The organism is Thermostichus sp. MS-CIW-25 (assembly GCF_054060015.1).
Map to the genome: position 1 here is coordinate 1 of NZ_JBSSCS010000001.1, position 20,064 is coordinate 20,064.

The window sequence follows — 20,064 nt, forward strand, 5'->3', positions numbered from 1 at the left end:
GGCTTGCCAACTGCAGGGCTACCGTTCGCGCCAGCGGGCCGGAGGCCTTAAGCCCGCCCTGTACTGCGAAGCAGTCAGGGTCGGGTAGTTTACTACTCTGTAGGAGAATGCTTGTCCTACTGCTCAAATTGAACTCGCTAAGGATGCCTTAGGATGGCTTTTGGGATCCCAGAGACAGCTTAGCTTGGGTTCAGATTCAAGATTGGGTTAACGATGGCAACAGTGCTGCTGGTGGAAGATGATCCGATCAACGCCCGTGTTTTTGAGAAGGTGTTGCGACGGCGGGGAGGTTTTGAGGTCTTTCACAGCCAGGATGTGGAGCAGATTTTGAAGCTGGCCCAGGGGCACGAGGTGGATGTCATTTTGTTGGATGTTTCCCTGTCCCAGAGCACCTTTCGCGGCGAGGCGGTGGACGGGATCCGCATTGCCCAACTGCTGAAGGGGGATCCAAAAAGCCGCTCCATCCCCATTATTTTGGTGACGGCCCATGCGATGCGCGGCGACCGCGAGGCATTCTTGGCCCAGAGCGGGGCGGATGGTTATATCGCCAAGCCAGTGGTGGATCACGAGGAGATGGTGAATCAAGTTCGCCAGGTGTTGTCTCAAGGGCCGAGGCAGGAGTGAGCTGTCCCGGAGAAGAATGGAGAAGAAGAATTAGGCGGCGAAGCTGTGCAAAATCGACTGCCAGAAGGGGATCCCATCTTGCCCTGGCAAATCGGGATCTGCTGCCCGCTCGGGGTGGGGCATTAAACCCAGAATCCGACCGCTGGGATCGCAAATGCCGGCGATGTTGTCCACAGAGCCGTTGGGCGCAACCGGAGCATAGCGAAAGACGATCTGCCCTCGATCCTGCAACTGCTTGAGGGTATCCGGATCACAGGTGTAGCGGCCTTCCCCATGGGCGATGGGCAGGGTTAAGGTGGATCCCTGGGGATACGCGCTTGTCCAGGGGAGATCCTGCCGTTCTATACGGATCCCCACTCGGTCGCAGATAAAGTGCAGGTTGGCATTGCGCACCAGCGCCCCCGGCAGCAGGCCCGCCTCTGTTAAGATCTGAAAGCCATTGCAGATGCCCAGCACATAGCCCCCTCGCGCCGCGTGCTCCTTCAGGGATCCCATCACCGGAGCAAAACGAGCGATGGCCCCACAACGCAAATAATCCCCATAGCTGAAGCCCCCCGGCAGCACCACCACATCCAGCTCCGACAAATCCGTCTCTCGGTGCCAGATCAGCCGCGTTGGGCAGCCCAAGAGGCCGCGGGTTACCCAGGCTACATCTCGGTCGCAGTTGGAACCCGGAAAAACAACAACGCCAAACCTCACGCCAGCCATTGGGATCCCTTGACGAGAGAAAAGAAGAGGGTGTGGTTGTAGCTATCCTAGAGAGCTTGAGACATTTTCCCAGTTTCTCTCCCCTAAGAAAAAACTGCGCTCCGTGAAATGGACAATTTCACAGTTGTTTGGAACGCCTCAAGTCAACCTCAAATCACCTGAACCCATCAAATCAGCCACCGATGGGATCCACTTGGATTTGATAAGTCTCAATCACCGGGTTGGCCAGCAGTTGATGGCACAGCTCATCCACCTGGCGGCGGGCGGTCTCGGCGTCGAGGGCCTCTAGCTGCAGTTGGATGTGCTTGCCAATGCGCACCTGTCGCACCTGGGTATGCCCCAACTGATGCAGGCTGGACTGGACGGCGGCCCCGACGGGATCGAGAACAGAGGGGCGCAGGTGAATCTGAATCTGGGCCTGGAACTGCATAGAATAAAGGCTGGATCTGTTACCAGTGTACCAGTCGAATCATCACAGCTTTGGGTTCAGCCATGGATGCGTCGCGCGTGGTGGCCATTGCCCACAACGTTTTCCGGGAAACGATTCGGGATCGGATTCTCTACCTGGTGATGGTATTTGCGGTGGCCATGCTGGGAGCCACTGTTTTGATCCCGCAGGTGGCCAACCAGGCCCACAACAAAATCATTGCCGACCTGGGGTTGGCGGCCATTCACTTCTTCGGCCTGATCGTGGCCATTTTCGTGGGCACAGGGCTGGTGAACAAAGAGATCGAAAAACGCACAGTCTATGTGCTGATCGCCAAACCCATGAGCCGGGCAGAGTTCATTGTCGGCAAGCATCTGGGCCTATCGGCTCTGCTGTCGGTGCTGGTGCTGCTGATGACAGTTGTATTTCTGCTCAGCCTGCTGCTGGTACAGGCCCCGATTTCCCTCTTGGCCATTCTCTGGGCGACGGTCTTCACTTTCTTGGAGCTGGTGCTGATCGTTGCTGCAGCCCTACTGTTCGGGGTTTTCACTTCCTCGATTCTGGCCACCCTCTACACCATTGCCCTGTTCCTGATGGGCCATGCCAGCCGCGCCCTGCTGCAACTGAGCAAGCTGGTGGAAGAGGCCGGATTGAGCAAAGTGTTTGAGGTGATTTATTTGATCCTGCCGGATCTGGAGCGCCTCAATCTGAGAGATGCTGCGGTTTACGGCCAAGTTCCACCCCCAGCAGAACTTCTCGGAGATGCACTTTACGGCTTGGTTTACACCCTTTTGCTGCTGATTCTGGCGGTGTTGGTGTTCGCCCGGCGTGAGTTCTGACGTTTTCGATCCTTACCCCTTGCTCCATGCGTTTTTTCCACTTCCATACGCCTGAACAGGTGCCTTCATCCGGGATCCCGGAGTGTGCAGTGGCCATTGATGTGCTGCGGGCCACCACCACCATTGCCACAGCGCTGGCAGCAGGAGCAGAAGCGGTACAGGTGTTTGCCCACCTGCAGCAGCTCCAAGAGGTGAGCCAAAACTGGCCAGCTTCCAAGCGGCTTTTGGCCGGGGAACGGGGGGGCAAAGCGGTGGCGGGGTTTGATCTGGGCAACTCCCCCCTCGACTACACTCCCGACCGCGTGCGGGACAAGCGCATCTTCCTGAGCACCACCAACGGCACGCGCAGCCTACAGCGCCTGGAAGGGATCCCGGTGGTGATCACAGCAGCCCTGGTGAACTTGGGGGCCGTGGTGGACTTTCTCAGACGGGGATCCTTTGCCGAGGTGTGGCTGGTGGGATCCGGGTGGGAAGGGGCCTTTTCACTGGAAGATACTGCCTGTGCCGGGGCTATCCTGCATCGCTTGGGCTGCTCTTTGAACCAGTTGGGCAACGACGAGGCAGTGGCAGCCTTGGCCCTGTACCAAACTTGGCAGGATGATCTGCTGGGTTTGTTGCGGCGCTCTAGCCACGGGCAACGGCTATTGGGTCTGGGGCCGGAAAACGATCAGGATCTGGCCTACTGTGCCGATCTGGATCGTCTCTCGGTGGTGCCCCGACAGGTTCAGCCTGGGGTTTTGGCCAGTGGCGGGTAGATTCTGGACAGGTGGAGCGACCTGTGGATCCCACCACCCTCTGAGCTGGACGTAGGCGGCCATTGTCAGCATGGGCTGGATCTCAACAGGCCGGGCGTAGGCTTGGGGATCCTTCCACGCCAGATATGGTCTTCGGCTAACCTGCTTGTGCCGTGTCGGGAGCGATGCCCAGCGCTTTCTGGTGCAGCCACGCCTGCCATTCTCCTGGGATCAGCTTGTTGTTAAACGCATCGCCAGAAACAAACATATCCCGCTGATTCTGGGCCAACACAAAAATGGAGCGGCGATCGAAATGGGAAGTGAGCTTGTAGAGGGTGTAGGGGCCTTCTGAGTAGAGGGTCAGAGTTTCCTGATCCAGGCCATGGCGGCTGCTTTGGCCGTAGGCCCGCAAGACCATGTTGATCAATCGCTCATAGTGCATAGACCGCAGATTAGAAAGCTACACAGAACATAGACAGATATTACGGAAGCCGCTGCCAAGGCCCGAGCGGCTCAGGTGAACCCAGCATAACAAATCCCCCTGGATGGCCACGCAACGCTAACGCGAATGAAAACGCGAATGGACAAGATGCAGCGTCAAATGGGGTAAGAAAATGCGATAGAACTTAAGGCAAGCCATCACGCAACCCTCTTGCACAGGCAGCCCCCCCATGGCCAACATGGCGCCCCGCCCACCCCACCCCACAGAGCCTGTCCGCATTGGCATCGTCGGCGCTTCCGGCTACGGAGGGGTACAGTTGGTGCGGTTACTGAGCGAGCACCCTGGCGTGCAGATCACCTACCTGGCTGGGCAAGACAGCGCCGGCAAGCGCTACGGGGATCTCTATCCCCAGTTGGCCCAGGCGGTGGATCTGACCGTTCAGCCGGTAGAGGTGGATCGCATTGCCGCCAACAGCGATGTGGTGTTTTTGTCTCTCCCCAATGGGCTGGCTGCTGAGCTGGCTCCGCCTTTGCTGGCCAAGGGGTGCAAAGTCTTGGATTTGTCGGCAGATTACCGCTTTCGCAACCTGGCCACCTACCAATCTTGGTACCGCATGGGTCAGACGGATCCCAACTGGCCCAGCCCTGCCTATCGCCAGGCCAATGAGCAGGCGGTCTATGGGTTGCCGGAACTTTACCGCGAGGCGATTGCCCAAGCCCAACTGGTAGGCTGTCCCGGCTGCTATCCCACTGCCTCGTTGTTGGCGGTTGCCCCTCTGCTGCGGCAGGGGTTGGTGGAGCTGGACAGCCTCATTTTCGATGCCAAATCCGGCGTTTCGGGGGCAGGCCGTACCCCCAAGGTGGGATCCCTGTTTGCCGAAGTGGACAGCTCTCTGGCAGCCTATGGAGTGGCCCAGCACCGGCATACGCCCGAGATCGAGCAAGCCTGCACCGACCTGACCCACACCCCCATCACCGTGCAATTTACGCCTCATCTGGTGCCCATGGTGCGGGGGATCCACGTCACGTTGTATGCCACCCTGCGGGATCCCGGCTTTGTGGGGGAAGATTTGCTCACCATTTACAACGCTTTCTATCGCCAATCTCCCTGGGTGAAGGTGCTGCCGCGGGGGGTCTACCCGCAAACCAAATGGGTCTCCGGCACCAACACCTGCATGATCGGGGTGGAGGTGGACAGCCGCACCAACCGCGTTATCGTCCTGTCGGTGATCGACAACCTGATGAAAGGGCAAGCAGGGCAGGCGGTGCAGTGTCTCAACCTGATGATGGGATGGCCGGAAACGTTGGGTTTGCCTCGGCTGGCGTTTTACCCCTAGCTATAATGCCGGTAATCCCCTTGAGGCCGGTTCTGTCCATGTCTGAACCTCTGGATCCCGCTTTGCCCCAAAATGCCTCGCCCAGCGCAAAGGTTGCCTCGGATCCCGTGAATGGTGCTGCTGAGGGCCTGAACTGGGAGGGGCTGTGGCGGCAACTGGAAGCAGGCTGGCAGGATCTGCCCCGGCGCTCTGAAGAGACGGTGCAACAAACCCTGGCTCGCCTGCAACTGGAGTGGGGCGGGCTGTGCCGAGAGGCGCGGGATCGGCTGCAAAGCGCTCTGGAACAGTCGAGAACGGCAGGATCCCCAGAGCCCGTCCACCGAGAGCTGCAAGCGCTCTTGCCCCTGCTCAACCCCTGCCAATGGGAAGTGGTCATCGGCTCTTTGCGGCGGGCTGCAGATCGAGCTTGGGTGGCCAGCCTACTGTATCACGGCTTACAGGAACCGGCCCATCCAGATGGGATCCCTTCTTGGGCTCAGACGCTAACCTCTGACCAACGCTCTGCTCTAGAGGCGATGAGTGCCCGTGCCTATGGCAACAGCCGCCTGCCTCTCGTGGTCGCGACAGCGGTGCAGAGCAACATGGACAAAGCCGGCCAGATCCAGGTGAAAGCCTCAGCCGCCCTGCTGGCCGCCTTGATCGCCATCGAGATCGGCAGTGTGGGTTCGGCAGGTGCCTTGTCCTTGCTGGGCACACCGGAGCTGCGCAAGCTCTTGAATGCCGAGGGCAAGCTGCGGCGAACCGGCTTAAAACAGGGACGAACTGCCCTCACAGAAGAAGAATGGCAAACGCTGCGCCGTTGGCTGGATCCCAAGGGATCCCCCCCCGACTGGTATCTCAATCTGACCCAAGTGGGGATCCAGACCACCCAAGTAGGGGACTATGTGGCACGGCGGCTGCGGGAGTTTTTCCAGAGCGAGTGGATCAAGCTCGTGATCCCTCCCTTGTATCACCTGGTCATCGATGCAGTGCGGCTGCTGACGGGAGAAGTGTTTCTCAGCGTGGGCACCACCCTGGAATCGGCTTTGGAATCGGCAGAGGCAGGGCGACGACTGGAGTTGGTGCTGCAAGCCTTGCCCCAAGCGCGGAATATTCCCAGCCCCGACCGGATCCAAGCTGCCATCCCCGCTGTGGTGGAAGCTGCCGAGAAAATCCTCAGACCCCTACTGGCCCGCCAGTTGATGACCGTGGCGGACATCTTCGATCCGCCCATTCGCAACGAGAGCTTAAATGAATTGGGGCGGCAGCTCAACCTGTGGAACCCCTTCCAGTTTCTGCTCACCTGGAGCACGGCTGGCTGGCTGGAGGCCCTTCTGGATCAGATCAGCGAGTTGCAGCAGACCTACCCGGAAATGCCCCTGTGGGAGAGCTATCGCCAGGGCCTTGAAACGGCAGCGCAAGCTCCACGGGTAATGGAGCAGGCGGAGGCTCTGCGTCTGACTGCCAAGAGTCTGGATCCCAAGTTGGATCCTTTGGAAGATTGAACTGATGATGCATAGGAAAGAAAATTGCAGACAACTCCCATAGCATCCACAAGGTGAGGCCGGCAGGGTAGGCGGGATCTTCTCCACGCCAAAGACAAATCTGTACAGGTTGTAGATGGTGCCCGGCGAAACATCTACCCCCAGGGTCAGCTTTGGGTGAACCTCACCGCTTCGGATCCCCTTTCATCTCATCGATCTCCAGCAGGTTGATCAATACCCCCGTCACCGGAATAGCCAAGAACACCCCCAGCAAACCGGCCACAGTGCCACCCACAAAGAGGGAGAAAAACATAACCACCGGGCTGATGTTCAGGGATCCCTGCATCACACGGGGCAAGAGCAAGTTTTCTTCCACCTGCTGCAGAGAAATACAGATCACCAAAACCTGGATAGAAAGCCATACACTTTGCGGTAAGACAATTAGAGCAATTAAGCTAATGCCAATAGTGGCTCCAATTCCCGGAATCAAGTCAAACAGCCCTGCAATCAAAGCTAAAGTTAGTGCCGAAGGGATCTCAAGCAGTAAAAATACCAGAAAGGTTGAGATGGCAAAGAAAAATGACAGCACAACCCGACCCCAGAAAAATCCCAGGAAGTTCCGTCGTACACTCTCGGTAATTCGATCTTTCCAATCTTCTGGAAAGGGTTTTAGAAATAAGTTCCACAGTCGCTTGCCATCTAAAAGCATGAAAAAAGCAACGATGAAGATTAAAAACAGATTGACCAAACCCAAGAGCAAGATGCGCAAAGTCAACACACCAGAGCCCAACAGGTTTAGAGTTTGGTCTTTGATTTGCTGCTCAAATTCTTGGATATCGACTGTAATGTTAAAATTTCCCAGCAGGCGCTCCAACTGATCAATGGCATCGAAAATAGTATTCAGAAATGCCGCAATACTCTCTTGAAGCTGAGGTAACTGCGAAATTAATGTCAGGCCCAGCACTGCGGTCATACTGGACAGGAGAATAACCGTAATAAAAGTTACCAAATAAACTGAGAAATTGTGAGAGAAAAAGCGGCTCAACCAACCCACTGGATAGCTGAGCAAATAGGCCAGAATAGCCGCCAACACAAAAATAGTGATGACCAGCTCAAAATAAGCCAGCACTTGGGATATCGCCCAAGCACAAGCCAAGGTCAGTAAAATGCGCAACAACTGAGAGTTGTTGAGTTTAGCCCAACCAGGCCAACGGGAAGGGGCAGGCATCAGGCTCCCGTCTGAATGGTTTTCCTATCTTGGCTTAATCTCTTGCGGTATCACATCGGGATGTTGATTCGGGTAGATCTGGGTGTCTGCCTAGCTAACAGTGCTCATTGGGACAAGGCCAGCGGACTGGTTTCCAACCTATTCCCAAGTTAGCCATCCAGGCGGCCAAGAAAACTCCACCCACGCCACCAACTGGCCACCCCCGTAAGCAAGGGGAATGTCGAACAAAAACATGCGGGTCAAGGACGTGACCGGTAAGATCCAAGCAGGGATCCCAGAAAAGAAGTAGAAACCAACGTGCGACATCAAGTTTTGGGGTTAGGCATTGCGGGGCTGGCGGCAGCGCGACTGTTGCGGGCCCAGGGCTATGAAGTGCTGGTTTGGGATGAGCAAGATTCCCCTCTTCTCAGACAGCGGCAGGCCGAGCTCAATCAGGAAGGGATCCCGGTTCGGCTGGGGCAGCCTTTTCAACTGGCCGAAGGAGTGGAGCAGGTGGTGGTCAGTCCGGGCATTGCCTGGGATCACCCGCTGCTGCAGGCGGTGCGTCAACAGGGGATCCCGGTGGTGGGAGAGGCGGAGCTGGCCTGGATCTATCTTGACCACCTACCCTGGGTGGGGATCACCGGCACCAACGGCAAAAGCACCACCACGGCTCTGGTGGCGGAAATGTTCAAGGCGGCGGGGTTGCAAGGGATCCCCTGCGGCAACATTGGCCTGCCCCTGTCGCAAGTGGCTTTGGCAACGCTCCAGGGAAAGCTCAAGCCGGATTGGATCGTGGCGGAGCTGAGCAGCTATCAGTTGGAAGCCAGCAGCCGCCTCATGAGCAGTACTCCTGGAGGCCCGCCGCGTATTGGGGTGTGGACCACCTTCACCCCCGATCACCTAGAACGGCATGGGACGCTGGAGCGCTATGCCAGCTTTAAGGCTCGCCTTTTGGATCGGGCTCAGTGGCGGGTGCTCAACGGCGAGGATCCCTACCTGTGCTGCCGCCGGCAGGACTGGGAAAATACCTATTGGACTTCCCTTGTTGCTACCCAAGGCTGTTGTGACCGGGATCCCACCGCAACCCTTGACCTGCGGGAAAACCGCCTCTACATCCAGGGGGAGATGGTGGCGGAGCTGGAGGACTTTGCAGAACGCTGCCCTGGCCAACACAACCTGCAAAACCTGCTCTTGGCGGCAGCAGCAGCACGTCTAGCTGGGCTCCCCAACGCTGCCATTCAAAAAGCCATCCGATCTTTTGCCGGCATGCCCCATCGACTGGAGCGGGTGGCGCAAATCCAGGTGGGATCCACCCCTATCCGCTTTGTCAACGACAGCAAGGCCACCAACTACGAGGCCGGCTGGGTGGCGCTCAACGCCCTCTCCCCACCCATTATTCTGATTGCCGGGGGAAGGGCCAAGCAGGGGGATCCCAGTGCCTGGCTGCAGTTGATTCGGGCCAAGGTGGCCCGCGTGGTGCTGATGGGGGAGTCTGCCCCAGCCCTGGCGGAGGCCCTCCAGGGGATCCACTATACTGACGTTGAGCTGGTGCCAACCCTAGATGTAGCGGTGGAAAGAGCCTTTGCAGCGGCTTGTTCCCTTTCCCGTCAAGCTCAGAGCTTGGGGAAGCCCGCTCAACCCATCACCGTTTTGCTGTCCCCCGCTTGTGCCAGTTTTGACCAGTACTCCAGCTTTGAACACCGTGGCAACCATTTCCGAGCCTGCTGCCAAGCCCTTCAGGGATCCCTGGAATGCTGAGGCTCGCTGGCTGCGCTGGCTCACCTTGATCTGGCTGGTGCTGGGGCTGCTGATGCTGTTTTCCGCTTCCTACCCGGTGGCTCAGCGGATCACCGGCGATGGCCTCTACTTTTTCAAGCGGCAATTGCTCTGGGCCGGGTTGGGTCTGGGCTGTTTCTGGGCTCTGGTGCAGATCCCGCTGCGGCGCTGGTTCCCCTGGGCCGGGATCCTCTGCTTGCTGGGAGTTGGCCTGGTGTGGGCCACCCAGGTGCCGGGGTTGGGGGTTTCCCGCCTGGAAGCCAGCCGCTGGCTGGATTTGAAGGTGATCCCTGTTATCCAGCCCTCGGAATTGCTCAAGCCCCTGTTGGTCTTGCAGGGATCCTGGATCTTTGGCCGCTGGTTTCACCATCCCCTCTGGTTCCGCATCCTCTGGGTGGTTATCTTCGCCTTTGCGCTCTTGGGGATCCTCGCCCAGCCCAACCTGGGCACCACGGCCATCTGCGGCCTCACCCTCTGGGCTATGGCTTGGACCGCCGGGATCCCAGCTTTCACCCTTTTGGCCACAGCGGGGCTGGGGATTCTGGCGGCTGTGGTGAGCATTCTCAGCAAAGATTACCAACGACGGCGCATCCTGGCCTTTTTGGATCCCTGGGGTAACGCCCAAGGGGATGGCTATCAGTTGGTGCAAAGCCTGTTGGCCATTGGCTCCGGCGGCCTGTGGGGCAAAGGGTATGGCCTTTCCCAGCAAAAGCTGTTCTACCTGCCCATCCAATACACCGACTTCATCTTCTCGGTGTATGCAGAAGAGTTTGGCTTGGCCGGATCCCTGTTCTTTCTGGGGTTGCTGACTTTCTACACCTTGCTGGGCTGGCGAGTGATGGGGCGCTGTCGAGAGCTGACCATTCGCTTAGTAGCCTGCGGCTGCCTGATGTTTTTGGTGGGTCAGTCACTGATGAACATCGGCGTGGTCACTGGGATTTTGCCCACCACAGGCGTGCCCCTGCCTTTGTTCAGCCATGGGGGTAGCTCCATTCTGGCAGGGCTGATCACAGCAGGATTGTTGGTGCGGGCAGCCCGCGAAGCAAGATGAAGGGATCCTTTCACCCAAGCAGCAAACCCAGAGGGCCAGGGATCCCTATTGGTTGGCCTCTGCTTTAGACCGGCTTCTTATGCGGCAAAATCCAGAGCTGACGTTGCAACCGAGCCTAGATCCAGCCCATTTCATCCAAAACGAGGGCAAATACGGTCGCACAACAAGCCACCAACAGTGACACATGAGCCGGTTGACCGTGGGCAATGCAAACGCCGGCTGCCACCGAAGCGCCCGTAGCAGCGGAAAAGGTGCGACCTGCCCAATTGCCTTTGGAGGGTTTGTCAGAAGGATTGAATTTGTTAAACATTTTTACAGCAGAAAGAGGATACAAAAGGAATAAACTTCATTAGGAAACGGCCTCAGATTATCACCCCCCGACCTGACTCAAGAAGGATCCAAGGCCATTCTCAATATTTCTTCGCTTAGGCTTCAATCTTTCGTAAAATTGCGCTGAGATGCTCATAATCATCCCGCAACAGAGAGCTCAACTGCCGACCTGCCTGTAAAAGCCAGTTGCGATCTCGGTTCAGGATTCGGTAAGTCTGGCGGATCACGGCAGCCACCAGCTCATCGGTTGGGATCCCGTTAACCTGTAGTAGGGTGCGCAAAAACTCGAAAGAGCGGCAAAATTCCCTCACTTCCGTATCGGAGCAGAGATAAACCGGCTGGTGAATCTGGGGAGGCCGTGGCGGCAAGTACTGGTAGACTCGTCCCCCGCTGACAAAGCCGACAATGGCCGCGCGGAAATCGGTGCGCAACATGGCAAAAATTTGGGGCTGTTGCTCCCGCAGCTCCTGAGGGGAGAGGCCCAAAGCCCTGGCGCGGTGGACGGTGTCGATGGGGGCGATGGCGGCATAGCAAACCACCCCGTAGATTAGGTTGCCGGTCTCTTCGTCTTGGGAGCGCGTCCAACTGCCGAGAGCAGGCATGGGTGGGAAGGTCAGACGTTCCGGCTCGAAGCACTGGGCCACAAAGGTTGTGGTGTTGGCTTCCACCACTTCTCCAAAAGCAGAGGCTGGCTGGGGGGCTCTCATCGGGATCTCAGACTTCTCAAGGGTTGCTGCTGCAGAGGCCGGCGAAGGGAGGTGGAATTCAGACCCACAGACAAGTCAAGAGAAAATAGAATCTTTCTAGGTTTTAAGACTTGTGAAGATAGGGGCAATCCCCTCGCCCAACCTTTTACCCCTTCTGCAACATTTTTCCCATCCCCGGACGGCAACTCAGCAACTCAACGGCTTATGAGATCCTCATTGCTAAGAAAGTTAGCCGATTTTGGGGATCCCTGCGTAATATATTTTTTCACACGCTCCCGTGCAAATTCGCCATCCTAAATATTAGCCATTCTAAGTATTGAGCAGTTTGCGAGCGGAGGGAGAAACAATGAATGCTCAGCAACGCGGCCAAATCATCGCTTCTGAGTGGATGATCGACAGCCAAAACCCGGTACACTCCATTTCTCGGCTCAAGCGCCGGGCAACCTATTCCGATGTAACCCTCTGGTGGTTGGTGGTGCAGCTAAACCTGATGGAACAAAACTCTATTCATACCGATCACCGATAGAATGGACGGCGCAAGAACAATCGGCCACAAGAAAATCCCAGCCCAGGGATATCCCGGATCCCAAACCCAACCTTAAAACTTAAAAAAAACAAAAGAAGAGCTGAATGTTGAGTGGGGCTGCTCCTCAAACACCAGCTCTTCTGGACAGAGAAGAAGTAGATAGAGAAAGACCGAACAAAGGGAAGCCGAGCCCTCGACCTCCTTTCAATCCTCCAGGGGCAGAGCTGCCACCTGGGCCGGTTGCACTGGCGAGGGGAAGAAAGGCCGCTGCACGATTTCAGTTGCCAACACACTGCGCAACTGGGCAGCTACCGCCACCGTTGTGACATCGTAGGTTTGGGTAGCCAGGCGTGGGTAGAAGCCAATGCCGAGAATCGGCAACAGCAGACAGAGGGCCACCGCCATTTCCCGCGGGCGCATATCCCCCAGGTAATCTTCCAAAACTAGGCCGGGATCCTGAGCCCCGTAGAACACCTGACGCAGCATGGAGAGCAAGTAAATGGGCGTCAAAATGATACCCACTGCCGCCAGCAGGGCAATTCCAGCTTTGAAGGTCGGCGCATAGGCATCGCTGGTGGTCAAGCCCAAGAACACCGTCAGCTCACCCACAAATCCGCTCATCCCCGGCAGCGCCAGAGAGGCCAGGGATCCCGCTGTAAACAGGGCAAAAGCCTTCGGCATCTGCTTGGCCAACCCTCCCAACTTGTCGAGGGCAAGGGTGTGGGTGCGCTCGTAGGTGATCCCCGTCAGGAAGAACAGAACCGCGGCAATCAGACCGTGGGAGATCATCTGCAGCACTGCCCCATTGATGCCCAGCTCCGTGAAGGCGGAGATCCCGATCAACACAAAGCCCATGTGGGCAATGGACGAATAGGCCAAGCGCCGCTTGAGATGGTTCTGACCAAAGGCCGCCAACGCCCCGTAAATGATGTTCACCACACCCAACACCGCCAGCACCGGGGCGAAGTACACGTGGGCTTCCGACAACATGCCCACATTCATGCGGATCAGGCCATAGCCCCCCATCTTGAGCAGAACTCCCGCCAAGATCATGGAAATGGGAGCAGAGGCTTCGCTGTGGGCATCCGGCAGCCAGGTGTGCAGCGGAAAAATCGGCAGCTTCACCCCAAAGGCAATCAGCAAAGCCGCATAGGCCAACAGCTCCAAGGCCAGTGGGTAAGACTTAGCGCTCAGCTCTGCCATCTCCAGGCTGAAGCCCTCGCCGTAGAAGGCCATCGCCAGGGATCCCACCAAGATAAAAATGGAGGCGGCGGCGGTGTAGAGGATGAACTTGGTGGCGGCGTACTGGCGCTTCGGCCCACCCCAAATGGAGATGAGCAGATAGACCGGCACCAGCTCAATCTCCCACATCAGGAAGAATAGAAGCATGTCCTGCGCCAGAAACACGCCCACCTGGGCACCGTACATCAGCAGCAGCAAGAAGAAAAACAAACGCGGCTTATGGGTGAGATTCCAAGCCGCCACAATCGACAGGGTCGTGATCAAACCCGACAGCAACACCAGCGGCAAGGACAGGCCGTCCACCGCCAGCGACCAGTGGAACCCAATTTGGGGCACCCAGGCGTAGCGCTCCGCCAGTTGCAGAGAAAAGTCCTGCAGGTCATAGTGCCGCGCAAAGACATAGACCATCAGGCCCAAATCAAAAGCCCCCACAGCGAGGGCACACCAACGCACCCAACGGCTCTGGGGGATCAAGGGGATCCCAAAGGCTGCCAGCAGAGGCAAGAGCACCAGCACCGACAGCCAGGGAAACTCAAGAGGATTGCTCATGACCAGGAATAAATACTCATGCTCGATACCTCAATGATATGAAGCTGTGTAAACAAATGGGAAGCGATATTTACAAAAAAATCTGCGCAATAGCGCAGATCTCGAGAAGGTTTCTCCAATGCCAATCATCGAGGATCCTCAAGGGATCCGGCGCGATAGCGCTCCGTCGGGTGGATAGGCCGCCCGAGCTGGCCAGAGAACCTTGTGGGGATCCCCCGGCAAGCGACTCCCCCGCTACCGGGGAAGTGGCCAGGATCTACTCGTCTTCGGCAAAGACAAAACGGTGCAGCTCGTCCAGGGTTGGCTCTGGGCTTTCCAGAGCAAAAAGAACCGCGTCCTCAATCACGGCGCTGACCTCCGCGTGGATGGCTTGGAAGTCTGCCTCGGACATTAGGTTGTGCTCCAGGGCATAGCGTTCCAGTTGTTTAATGGGATCCCGCTGCCGCCAGAACTCTTTTTCCTCAGGACTGCGCAGCTCGTCAGGGTCGGCAAGGGAATGGCCCCGAAAACGATAGGTGATGCACTCTAGCAAGGTGGGGCCTTCTCCGGCGCGGGCGCGGGCAATGGCCTGTTGGGCCGCCTCTCGCACCGCCAGCACATCCATCCCATCCACCTGGTAGCCGGGCATGCCAAAAGCCGGGCCTTTGCGGTAAATATCGGTGTCGGAAGTGGCGCGTTCATGGGCCATGCCAATAGCCCAGAAGTTATTTTCCACCACATAGACGATGGGCAACTTCCAGAGGGCGGCCATGTTGAGGCACTCGTAAAACTGGCCGTTGTTGCAGGCTCCATCCCCAAAGAAGCAGGCGGTTACCTGGTCAGTGCCCCGGTATTTGGCAGAAAAAGCAGCCCCCGTCGCCACTGGGATCCCTTCGGCCACAAAGGCATAGCCCCCCAAGAAATTGTGCTCCGCCGAGAAGAGGTGCATGGAACCACCCCGACCCTTGCTGCAGCCGGTGGCCTTGCCGAACAACTCTGCCATGACCGCCCGCGGCGGGATCCCGGTGCTGAGGGCATGCACATGATCGCGGTAGGTGCTGCACACGTAGTCGGTGGGCTTGAGCGCCTTGATCACCCCCGTAGAGACGGCCTCCTGGCCGTTGTACAGATGCACAAAGCCGAACATCTTGCCCTTGTAGTACATTTCGGCGCACTTGTCTTCAAACAGGCGGCCCAGCACCATGTCTTCATAAAGAAGACGAGCCTCTTCGGCAGAAATGCGAGCAGTTGTGGAGCGCGAAGTAAGTTCTTGAACCATGCTGCGGTGCAACGAATCAGAGGTATCTTAGGCGGTCAGCAGTGAGCTTTGCGGTTTGCCCATTATCTCATGCTCCAGTCTGTCTGCCACCTTACCTGGAAATCCCATCCTACAGGGCCGAAAGCGGTTGTTTCGAGGCCAAGGGAGTTAAACTGAAAGGCTAGGGCAAGAGGCGTTTCCATTGCAGCAGCCGCATCAGGACTCCGTCCCGCAAACGCGAATCTTGAACACCAGAGGGGGGGTTTCTTCTGCTCTCGGCTTGGACGTCGATCTGCTGGAGCCGGGGGCAAGAGGTATTTGGCCAGCCAACGTGACGGGGTGCGCCCATGGGAGCCCGTTGGGTTAGCGGTTTTGCGGCGGTGTTGTTTGCGTTGGCGGTCACCCTGCTAGGGGGCTGGTATTTCACCGCAGCCATTGGGCTGATCATTTTTTTGGCCCAACTGGAGTTTTTTCGCTTGGTGCAAGCCAAAGGCAATGCGCCGGCCATGCGCACCACCATGTTTTCCAGCCAGGTGCTGGTGATTTTGCAGCAGGTCAAGCCGGAATGGACGAGCCCTGCTTTTATTGTGGCGGGATCCATCATTTGTTTTTATTTGCTCTTTAAGCCCAAGGTGGCCACCATTGCCGATATTGCCACCTCGATTTTGGGGTTGTTCTACTGTGCGTTGCTGCCCAGCTTCTGGATTCGGGTCAGGGCTTTGTCTTTATCCAAGGGCATTGGCGAAGGGCTATGGATTACGCTGTTGGCCATTGGCTGCGTGATCGCCGCAGATGTAGGGGCCTACCTGTGTGGTCGGGCCTTTGGGCGCACCAAGCTCTCCATCCTCAGCCCGAAGAAAACGGTGGAAGGGGCAGTAGCCGGCATTGCCGCCAGCATGGCCCTGGCCGTGGCCGGAGCCCACGCCCTGAGCTGGCCCTGGAGCTGGCTGAGCGGCAGCGTGTTGGGGTTTTTGATCGGGTTGACCAGCCTGCTGGGCGACCTGACCGAATCGCTGATGAAGCGAGATGCCGGCGTCAAAGATTCCGGGGATCTGATCCCAGGCCACGGCGGCATTTTGGATCGGGGGGATAGCTACGTATTCACCGGGCCGCTGGTGTTTTATTTTATGGAATGGCTCAACGCTTACTCTGGGCTGTAGAGCCAGCTTGCAAGTTTGCCAAACCCAGGAGCGCCCACTAGCCGAAGGTGCGGAAGGCCCTCAATTCAAAATTGCCTGGCATTCGGGCCGCTCCAAAAACACTTCTGGCAAAATGGAATCCCCGAAGTGCCCTGGAGGTGCACTCACTATGGCAAACCCCTTCAGATCCAACTCGGTTTCGTCGTAAACCACCAGTTGCCTGAAACTGGCAACAGGATCCCCCTCCACCTCGAGAATGCGGGCTTTTCGCTGGATAATCCAAGGGGTCTCCCCTTCTAGTTCAGAAGGGGCCAGAGGGCGATCTAGGCCAAACACGAACTCTCCACTTCGACCCACAAGAGTCCACTCTGAGCTATTGGGCTTCTCTGTACCTACGAAGCAAAAGACGTAATCGCTGTACGGAACAAAATACAGGCCTACCAGCCGGGATTGTTCATCAGGGTGGCGGCGGGCACTCAAGCAAACCTCAAAACCCGGCAGAGAGGCTGGATCGACGGGCTGCCCATAACAAAGCAGGATGTCGTCTTTTGAGCGTTTCCACCACTCTTGTTGCGCGAGGGCAGGGATCCCAGGGGATAGAGCCATCAGAGCCATCAGGACCGTTGCCGTCAATGATCTGGACATAACGCCGTACCCAAAGCTGAGGATGGTAGTACCCTAGCTCGAAATCCCTCTCTAGCCGTGTGATTAGGGTCAAGACCGATGGGCCACTCTACCCCGAAGGGCAAAGGGTTGAACTGCTACTCTATAAAGTGATTCATCAAAGTGATTCATCCTTCTCAGCCGTTGGCCTATTCTCCCCATGACTGCTGCAATTTCCTCTGTCAACCTGCCCAGCCAGTACAACCCCTTCGAGACCGAGCCGAAGTGGCAGCGCTTTTGGGAGGAGAAGGGCTTTTACGTGGCGGATCCCAAGGCGCCGGGAGAGGCCTTTAGCATGGTGCTGCCCCCGCCCAATGTGACGGGCAACCTGCACATGGGCCATGCTTTTGCCTTTACCCTGCCGGATGTGGTGACGCGCTACAAGCGGATGCGCGGCTACAACGTGCTCTGGCTGCCCGGCACAGACCATGCCAGCATCGCCGTGCACACCATCCTGGAAAACCAACTGCGCCAAGAGGGCAAGACCCGCTTCGATCTGGGCCGCGAGGCTTTTCTGGAGCGAGCTTGGGCTTGGAAGGAGCAGTCGCAGGGAGCTATCAAGAGCCAATTGCGGCGGCTGGGTCTCTCGCTGGACTGGACGCGGGATCGCTTTACCCTCGACGAGGGGCTGAGCCGGGCGGTAACCGAGGCGTTTGTGCGGCTATACGAGGCGGGGTTGATTTACCGGGGCGAGTATTTGGTGAACTGGTGCCCGGCCACCCAGTCGGCGGTGTCAGACATTGAGCTAGACGACAAAGAGGTCAAGGGCCACCTGTGGCATTTTCGCTATCCCTTGGCCGAGGATCCCAGCCAGTATCTGGTGGTGGCCACCACTCGGCCCGAGACCATGCTGGGGGATACGGCGGTGGCGGTGAACCCCCAAGACGAGCGCTATTGCCATCTCATCGGCCAGTTCATTCGCCTGCCCATTAAAAATCGCCTCATCCCCATCATTGCGGATGAGTATGTGGATCCCTCCTTTGGCTCCGGGTGTGTGAAAATTACCCCGGCCCACGACCCCAACGACTTTGAAATCGGCAAACGGCACCAATTGCCCTTCATCAACATCCTCAATAAAGACGGCACCCTCAACGAAAACGGGGATCCTTTCACCGGCCTAGATCGCTTTGTGGCCCGAGAAAAGGTGGTGCAGTGGTTTGCCGAACATGGCCTGCTGGAGAAGGTGGAGGACTACACCCACACCGTTCCCCACAGCGACCGCGGCGGCGTGCCCATCGAGCCTTTGCTTTCCATTCAGTGGTTTTGCGATGTCTCGGGGATGGGGGCTCGCTGTTTGGAAGAGGAATACCAACGAAATAGCCCCCGCTTTATCCCTGAGCGCTGGACCAAAGTCTACACGGGCTGGCTGGAAAAGCTGCGCCCCTGGTGCATTTCTCGGCAGTTGTGGTGGGGCCATCAGATCCCAGCTTGGTATCCAGTCCTCAATGGCCAGCTTCTCGAGGATCCCCAAGCTTTTGTGGTGGCCCGCAACGGCGAGGAAGCGCTGCTCAAGGCACGGGAAAAGTTTGGCCCAGAAGTTGAGCGGGTGGAACAGGATCCCGATGTGCTGGATACCTGGTTTAGCTCTGCTCTGTGGCCCTTTTCAACCCTGGGCTGGCCGGAAGAGACCGAGGATTTCAAACGCTACTATCCCAACTCCCTGATGTCCACGGGCTTTGACATCATTTTCTTCTGGGTGGCCCGCATGGCCATGATGGGATCCCAATTTACCGGCCAGATCCCCTTCAAAGATGTGTACATCAATGGCCTGGTGCGGGATGAGCACGGGGCGAAAATGTCCAAAACCAAGGGAAATGGCATCGATCCCCTGGAGCTGCTGGACAAATACGGCACCGACGCCCTGCGCTATGCCCTGGTCAAAGAGGTGGTGGGGGCAGGGCAGGATATCCGCCTGGCCTACGACCGCAAGACGGGGGAGAGCGCCAGCGTAGAGGCCGCCCGCAACTTTGCCAATAAGATCTGGAACGCCTCCCGCTTTGTGTTGATGAACTTGGAGGGGCAAACCCCTGCCCAACTGGGATCCCCTGCCCCCGAAGCGCTGGAGCTGGCCGATCGCTGGATCCTGTCGCGGCTGCACTCCACGGCCACCCAAGTTATCGCCGAGCTGGAAGCCTATGGCCTGGGCGAGGGGGCGCGCCTGCTCTACTCTCTCATTTGGGATGACTTTTGCGACTGGTACATCGAGCTGGTCAAGCCCCGGCTGCGGGGAGAAAACTTGGCTTCCAAGCGCACAGCGCAGCAGGTGCTGGCCATCGTTTTGGAAACCATTCTCAAACTGCTGCACCCCTGGATGCCCCACATCACCGAGGAGATCTGGCAGCTGCTCACCCAGGTCAATCAAACCACTTCCATCTCTGTGCAGCCCTATCCCACCCCGGATCCCAGTTGGATCGACCCCCAACTGGAGCGGGAGTTTGGCTTGGTGATCCAAACCATTACCAGCCTGCGCAACCTGCGGGCAGAAGCCGGCCTCAAGCCCCATCAGACCATCAGGGCCCTTTTGCTCACTACCGATCCCGCCGAGCAGCGGATCCTGACGGCTGCCCAAGCTTATATCCGGGATCTGGTTAAGGCCGAGGCTTTGGAGATTACGGGATCCCTGGCCACGGAGCCCAAACAGGTGGCGGCTGCAGTGGTGGGCACGGTGCAGGTGCTGATGCCCTTGGCAGGACTGGTGGATGTGGAAGCGCTGCGGGCCAAACTGCAAAAAGACCTGGCCAAACTGGAAAAAGAGGCCCAAGGGATCCGCGCCCGCTTGGAGAACCCCAATTTTCTCAACCGGGCCAACCCTGAGGTGGTGCAAGCCAGTCAGGAACAACTGGCAGAGCTGGAAGCCCAGATGAGGTTACTGGGATCCAGGCTGGAGAAGCTGGGCTGAGGTGGCGTCAGCGCAGGTAGGGCAGCGGAGTGTTTGGGCCGGGCCAGTTGGGGTGTGAAGGCAATGTCCCCAGAATTTCGCGAAATCGAAGTGGTGAACCCCTGCTTCTGTGTTAGGATAGAAGTTGAGATTGTTATCGGTTGTAGTGCTCGTTTCTTCTGG

Annotated in this window: 20 protein-coding genes; 10 read left to right on the plus strand and 10 right to left on the minus strand. The window is 57.7% G+C overall.

Annotated features, from left to right (window positions below):
- The first annotated feature begins 213 nt into the window (after window positions 1-213).
- Window positions 214-624, plus strand: coding sequence for a response regulator (locus tag ACVWZ1_RS00005; RefSeq protein WP_414343594.1), 411 nt, complete (start codon window positions 214-216; stop codon window positions 622-624).
- A 30-nt stretch (window positions 625-654) separates the two neighbouring features.
- Here ACVWZ1_RS00005 and purQ read toward each other — a convergent pair whose 3' ends face one another.
- Both purQ and purS read right to left on the minus strand, forming a co-directional pair.
- Window positions 655-1,332 carry a phosphoribosylformylglycinamidine synthase subunit PurQ gene (gene purQ, locus ACVWZ1_RS00010; RefSeq protein WP_414413454.1) on the minus strand — a complete coding sequence of 226 codons (678 nt, stop codon included), beginning with the start codon at window positions 1,330-1,332 and terminating at the stop codon, window positions 655-657.
- Window positions 1,333-1,504: 172 nt separating this feature from the next.
- Window positions 1,505-1,762: a phosphoribosylformylglycinamidine synthase subunit PurS gene (gene purS / locus ACVWZ1_RS00015; protein WP_414355348.1), complete on the minus strand. Its 258-nt coding sequence runs from the start codon at window positions 1,760-1,762 to the stop codon at window positions 1,505-1,507.
- A 62-nt stretch (window positions 1,763-1,824) separates the two neighbouring features.
- Here purS and ACVWZ1_RS00020 point away from each other — a divergent pair, with 62 nt between their 5' ends.
- A complete protein-coding gene (locus ACVWZ1_RS00020; protein WP_414428344.1) occupies window positions 1,825-2,598 on the plus strand; it encodes an ABC transporter permease in 774 nt (257 codons plus the stop codon).
- Window positions 2,599-2,624: 26 nt separating this feature from the next.
- Window positions 2,625-3,353 (plus strand): 2-phosphosulfolactate phosphatase family protein, encoded by a 729-nt coding sequence (locus ACVWZ1_RS00025; RefSeq protein ID WP_457502206.1) that lies wholly within the window; start codon window positions 2,625-2,627, stop codon window positions 3,351-3,353.
- A gap of 136 nt (window positions 3,354-3,489) precedes the next feature.
- On the opposite strand, the gene ACVWZ1_RS00030 is transcribed toward ACVWZ1_RS00025, so the two are convergent.
- Window positions 3,490-3,774, minus strand: a complete 285-nt coding sequence (locus ACVWZ1_RS00030) for a hypothetical protein (RefSeq protein ID WP_011431955.1) — start codon at window positions 3,772-3,774, stop codon at window positions 3,490-3,492.
- A gap of 229 nt (window positions 3,775-4,003) precedes the next feature.
- Here ACVWZ1_RS00030 and argC point away from each other — a divergent pair, with 229 nt between their 5' ends.
- Both argC and ACVWZ1_RS00040 read left to right on the plus strand, forming a co-directional pair.
- The gene (gene argC, locus ACVWZ1_RS00035) at window positions 4,004-5,110 is read left to right on the plus strand and encodes an N-acetyl-gamma-glutamyl-phosphate reductase (protein WP_414355341.1); all 1,107 of its coding nucleotides are present in this window, start codon (window positions 4,004-4,006) and stop codon (window positions 5,108-5,110) included.
- Between the two features lie 38 nt (window positions 5,111-5,148).
- The gene (locus tag ACVWZ1_RS00040; RefSeq protein WP_457502207.1) at window positions 5,149-6,594 is read left to right on the plus strand and encodes a hypothetical protein; all 1,446 of its coding nucleotides are present in this window, start codon (window positions 5,149-5,151) and stop codon (window positions 6,592-6,594) included.
- Between the two features lie 163 nt (window positions 6,595-6,757).
- Here the strand turns inward: ACVWZ1_RS00040 and ACVWZ1_RS00045 are convergent, their stop codons facing one another.
- Window positions 6,758-7,801, minus strand: a complete 1,044-nt coding sequence (locus tag ACVWZ1_RS00045) for an AI-2E family transporter (RefSeq protein WP_457502208.1) — start codon at window positions 7,799-7,801, stop codon at window positions 6,758-6,760.
- A 138-nt stretch (window positions 7,802-7,939) separates the two neighbouring features.
- Window positions 7,940-8,107, minus strand: coding sequence for a hypothetical protein (locus ACVWZ1_RS00050; RefSeq protein ID WP_457502209.1), 168 nt, complete (start codon window positions 8,105-8,107; stop codon window positions 7,940-7,942).
- Between ACVWZ1_RS00050 and murD the strand changes: the two genes are divergently transcribed.
- Window positions 8,099-9,541 (plus strand): UDP-N-acetylmuramoyl-L-alanine--D-glutamate ligase, encoded by a 1,443-nt coding sequence (murD, locus tag ACVWZ1_RS00055; protein ID WP_457502210.1) that lies wholly within the window; start codon window positions 8,099-8,101, stop codon window positions 9,539-9,541. The genes ACVWZ1_RS00050 and murD overlap by 9 nt on opposite strands.
- Window positions 9,486-10,610, plus strand: coding sequence for an FtsW/RodA/SpoVE family cell cycle protein (locus tag ACVWZ1_RS00060; protein ID WP_457502211.1), 1,125 nt, complete (start codon window positions 9,486-9,488; stop codon window positions 10,608-10,610). Before murD ends, ACVWZ1_RS00060 begins: the two co-directional genes overlap by 56 nt.
- A 115-nt stretch (window positions 10,611-10,725) precedes the next feature.
- Here the strand turns inward: ACVWZ1_RS00060 and ACVWZ1_RS00065 are convergent, their stop codons facing one another.
- On the minus strand, window positions 10,726-10,920 hold the full coding sequence (locus ACVWZ1_RS00065; RefSeq protein WP_414409501.1) for a hypothetical protein: 195 nt from the start codon (window positions 10,918-10,920) through the stop codon (window positions 10,726-10,728).
- A 115-nt stretch (window positions 10,921-11,035) separates the two neighbouring features.
- Window positions 11,036-11,647, minus strand: a complete 612-nt coding sequence (locus ACVWZ1_RS00070) for a hypothetical protein (protein WP_457502212.1) — start codon at window positions 11,645-11,647, stop codon at window positions 11,036-11,038.
- A gap of 346 nt (window positions 11,648-11,993) precedes the next feature.
- Between ACVWZ1_RS00070 and ACVWZ1_RS00075 the strand changes: the two genes are divergently transcribed.
- Window positions 11,994-12,173, plus strand: coding sequence for a hypothetical protein (locus tag ACVWZ1_RS00075; RefSeq protein ID WP_011431964.1), 180 nt, complete (start codon window positions 11,994-11,996; stop codon window positions 12,171-12,173).
- Window positions 12,174-12,377: 204 nt separating this feature from the next.
- Here the strand turns inward: ACVWZ1_RS00075 and ACVWZ1_RS00080 are convergent, their stop codons facing one another.
- Together ACVWZ1_RS00080 and pdhA are read right to left on the minus strand one after the other, a co-directional pair.
- Window positions 12,378-13,964: an NAD(P)H-quinone oxidoreductase subunit 4 gene (locus ACVWZ1_RS00080; RefSeq protein ID WP_457502213.1), complete on the minus strand. Its 1,587-nt coding sequence runs from the start codon at window positions 13,962-13,964 to the stop codon at window positions 12,378-12,380.
- A 256-nt stretch (window positions 13,965-14,220) separates the two neighbouring features.
- Complete coding sequence (gene pdhA, locus ACVWZ1_RS00085) at window positions 14,221-15,222, minus strand: pyruvate dehydrogenase (acetyl-transferring) E1 component subunit alpha (protein WP_414350741.1); 1,002 nt, start codon at window positions 15,220-15,222, stop codon at window positions 14,221-14,223.
- Between the two features lie 326 nt (window positions 15,223-15,548).
- Here pdhA and ACVWZ1_RS00090 point away from each other — a divergent pair, with 326 nt between their 5' ends.
- The gene (locus ACVWZ1_RS00090; protein WP_457465599.1) at window positions 15,549-16,361 is read left to right on the plus strand and encodes a phosphatidate cytidylyltransferase; all 813 of its coding nucleotides are present in this window, start codon (window positions 15,549-15,551) and stop codon (window positions 16,359-16,361) included.
- A 60-nt stretch (window positions 16,362-16,421) separates the two neighbouring features.
- Here ACVWZ1_RS00090 and ACVWZ1_RS00095 read toward each other — a convergent pair whose 3' ends face one another.
- Window positions 16,422-16,985, minus strand: a complete 564-nt coding sequence (locus ACVWZ1_RS00095; RefSeq protein WP_457465600.1) for a hypothetical protein — start codon at window positions 16,983-16,985, stop codon at window positions 16,422-16,424.
- Between the two features lie 178 nt (window positions 16,986-17,163).
- Between ACVWZ1_RS00095 and ACVWZ1_RS00100 the strand changes: the two genes are divergently transcribed.
- Entirely contained in the window at window positions 17,164-19,902 is a 2,739-nt protein-coding gene (locus tag ACVWZ1_RS00100) for a valine--tRNA ligase (RefSeq protein ID WP_457502214.1), read from the plus strand.
- The last annotated feature ends 162 nt before the right edge of the window (window positions 19,903-20,064 follow it).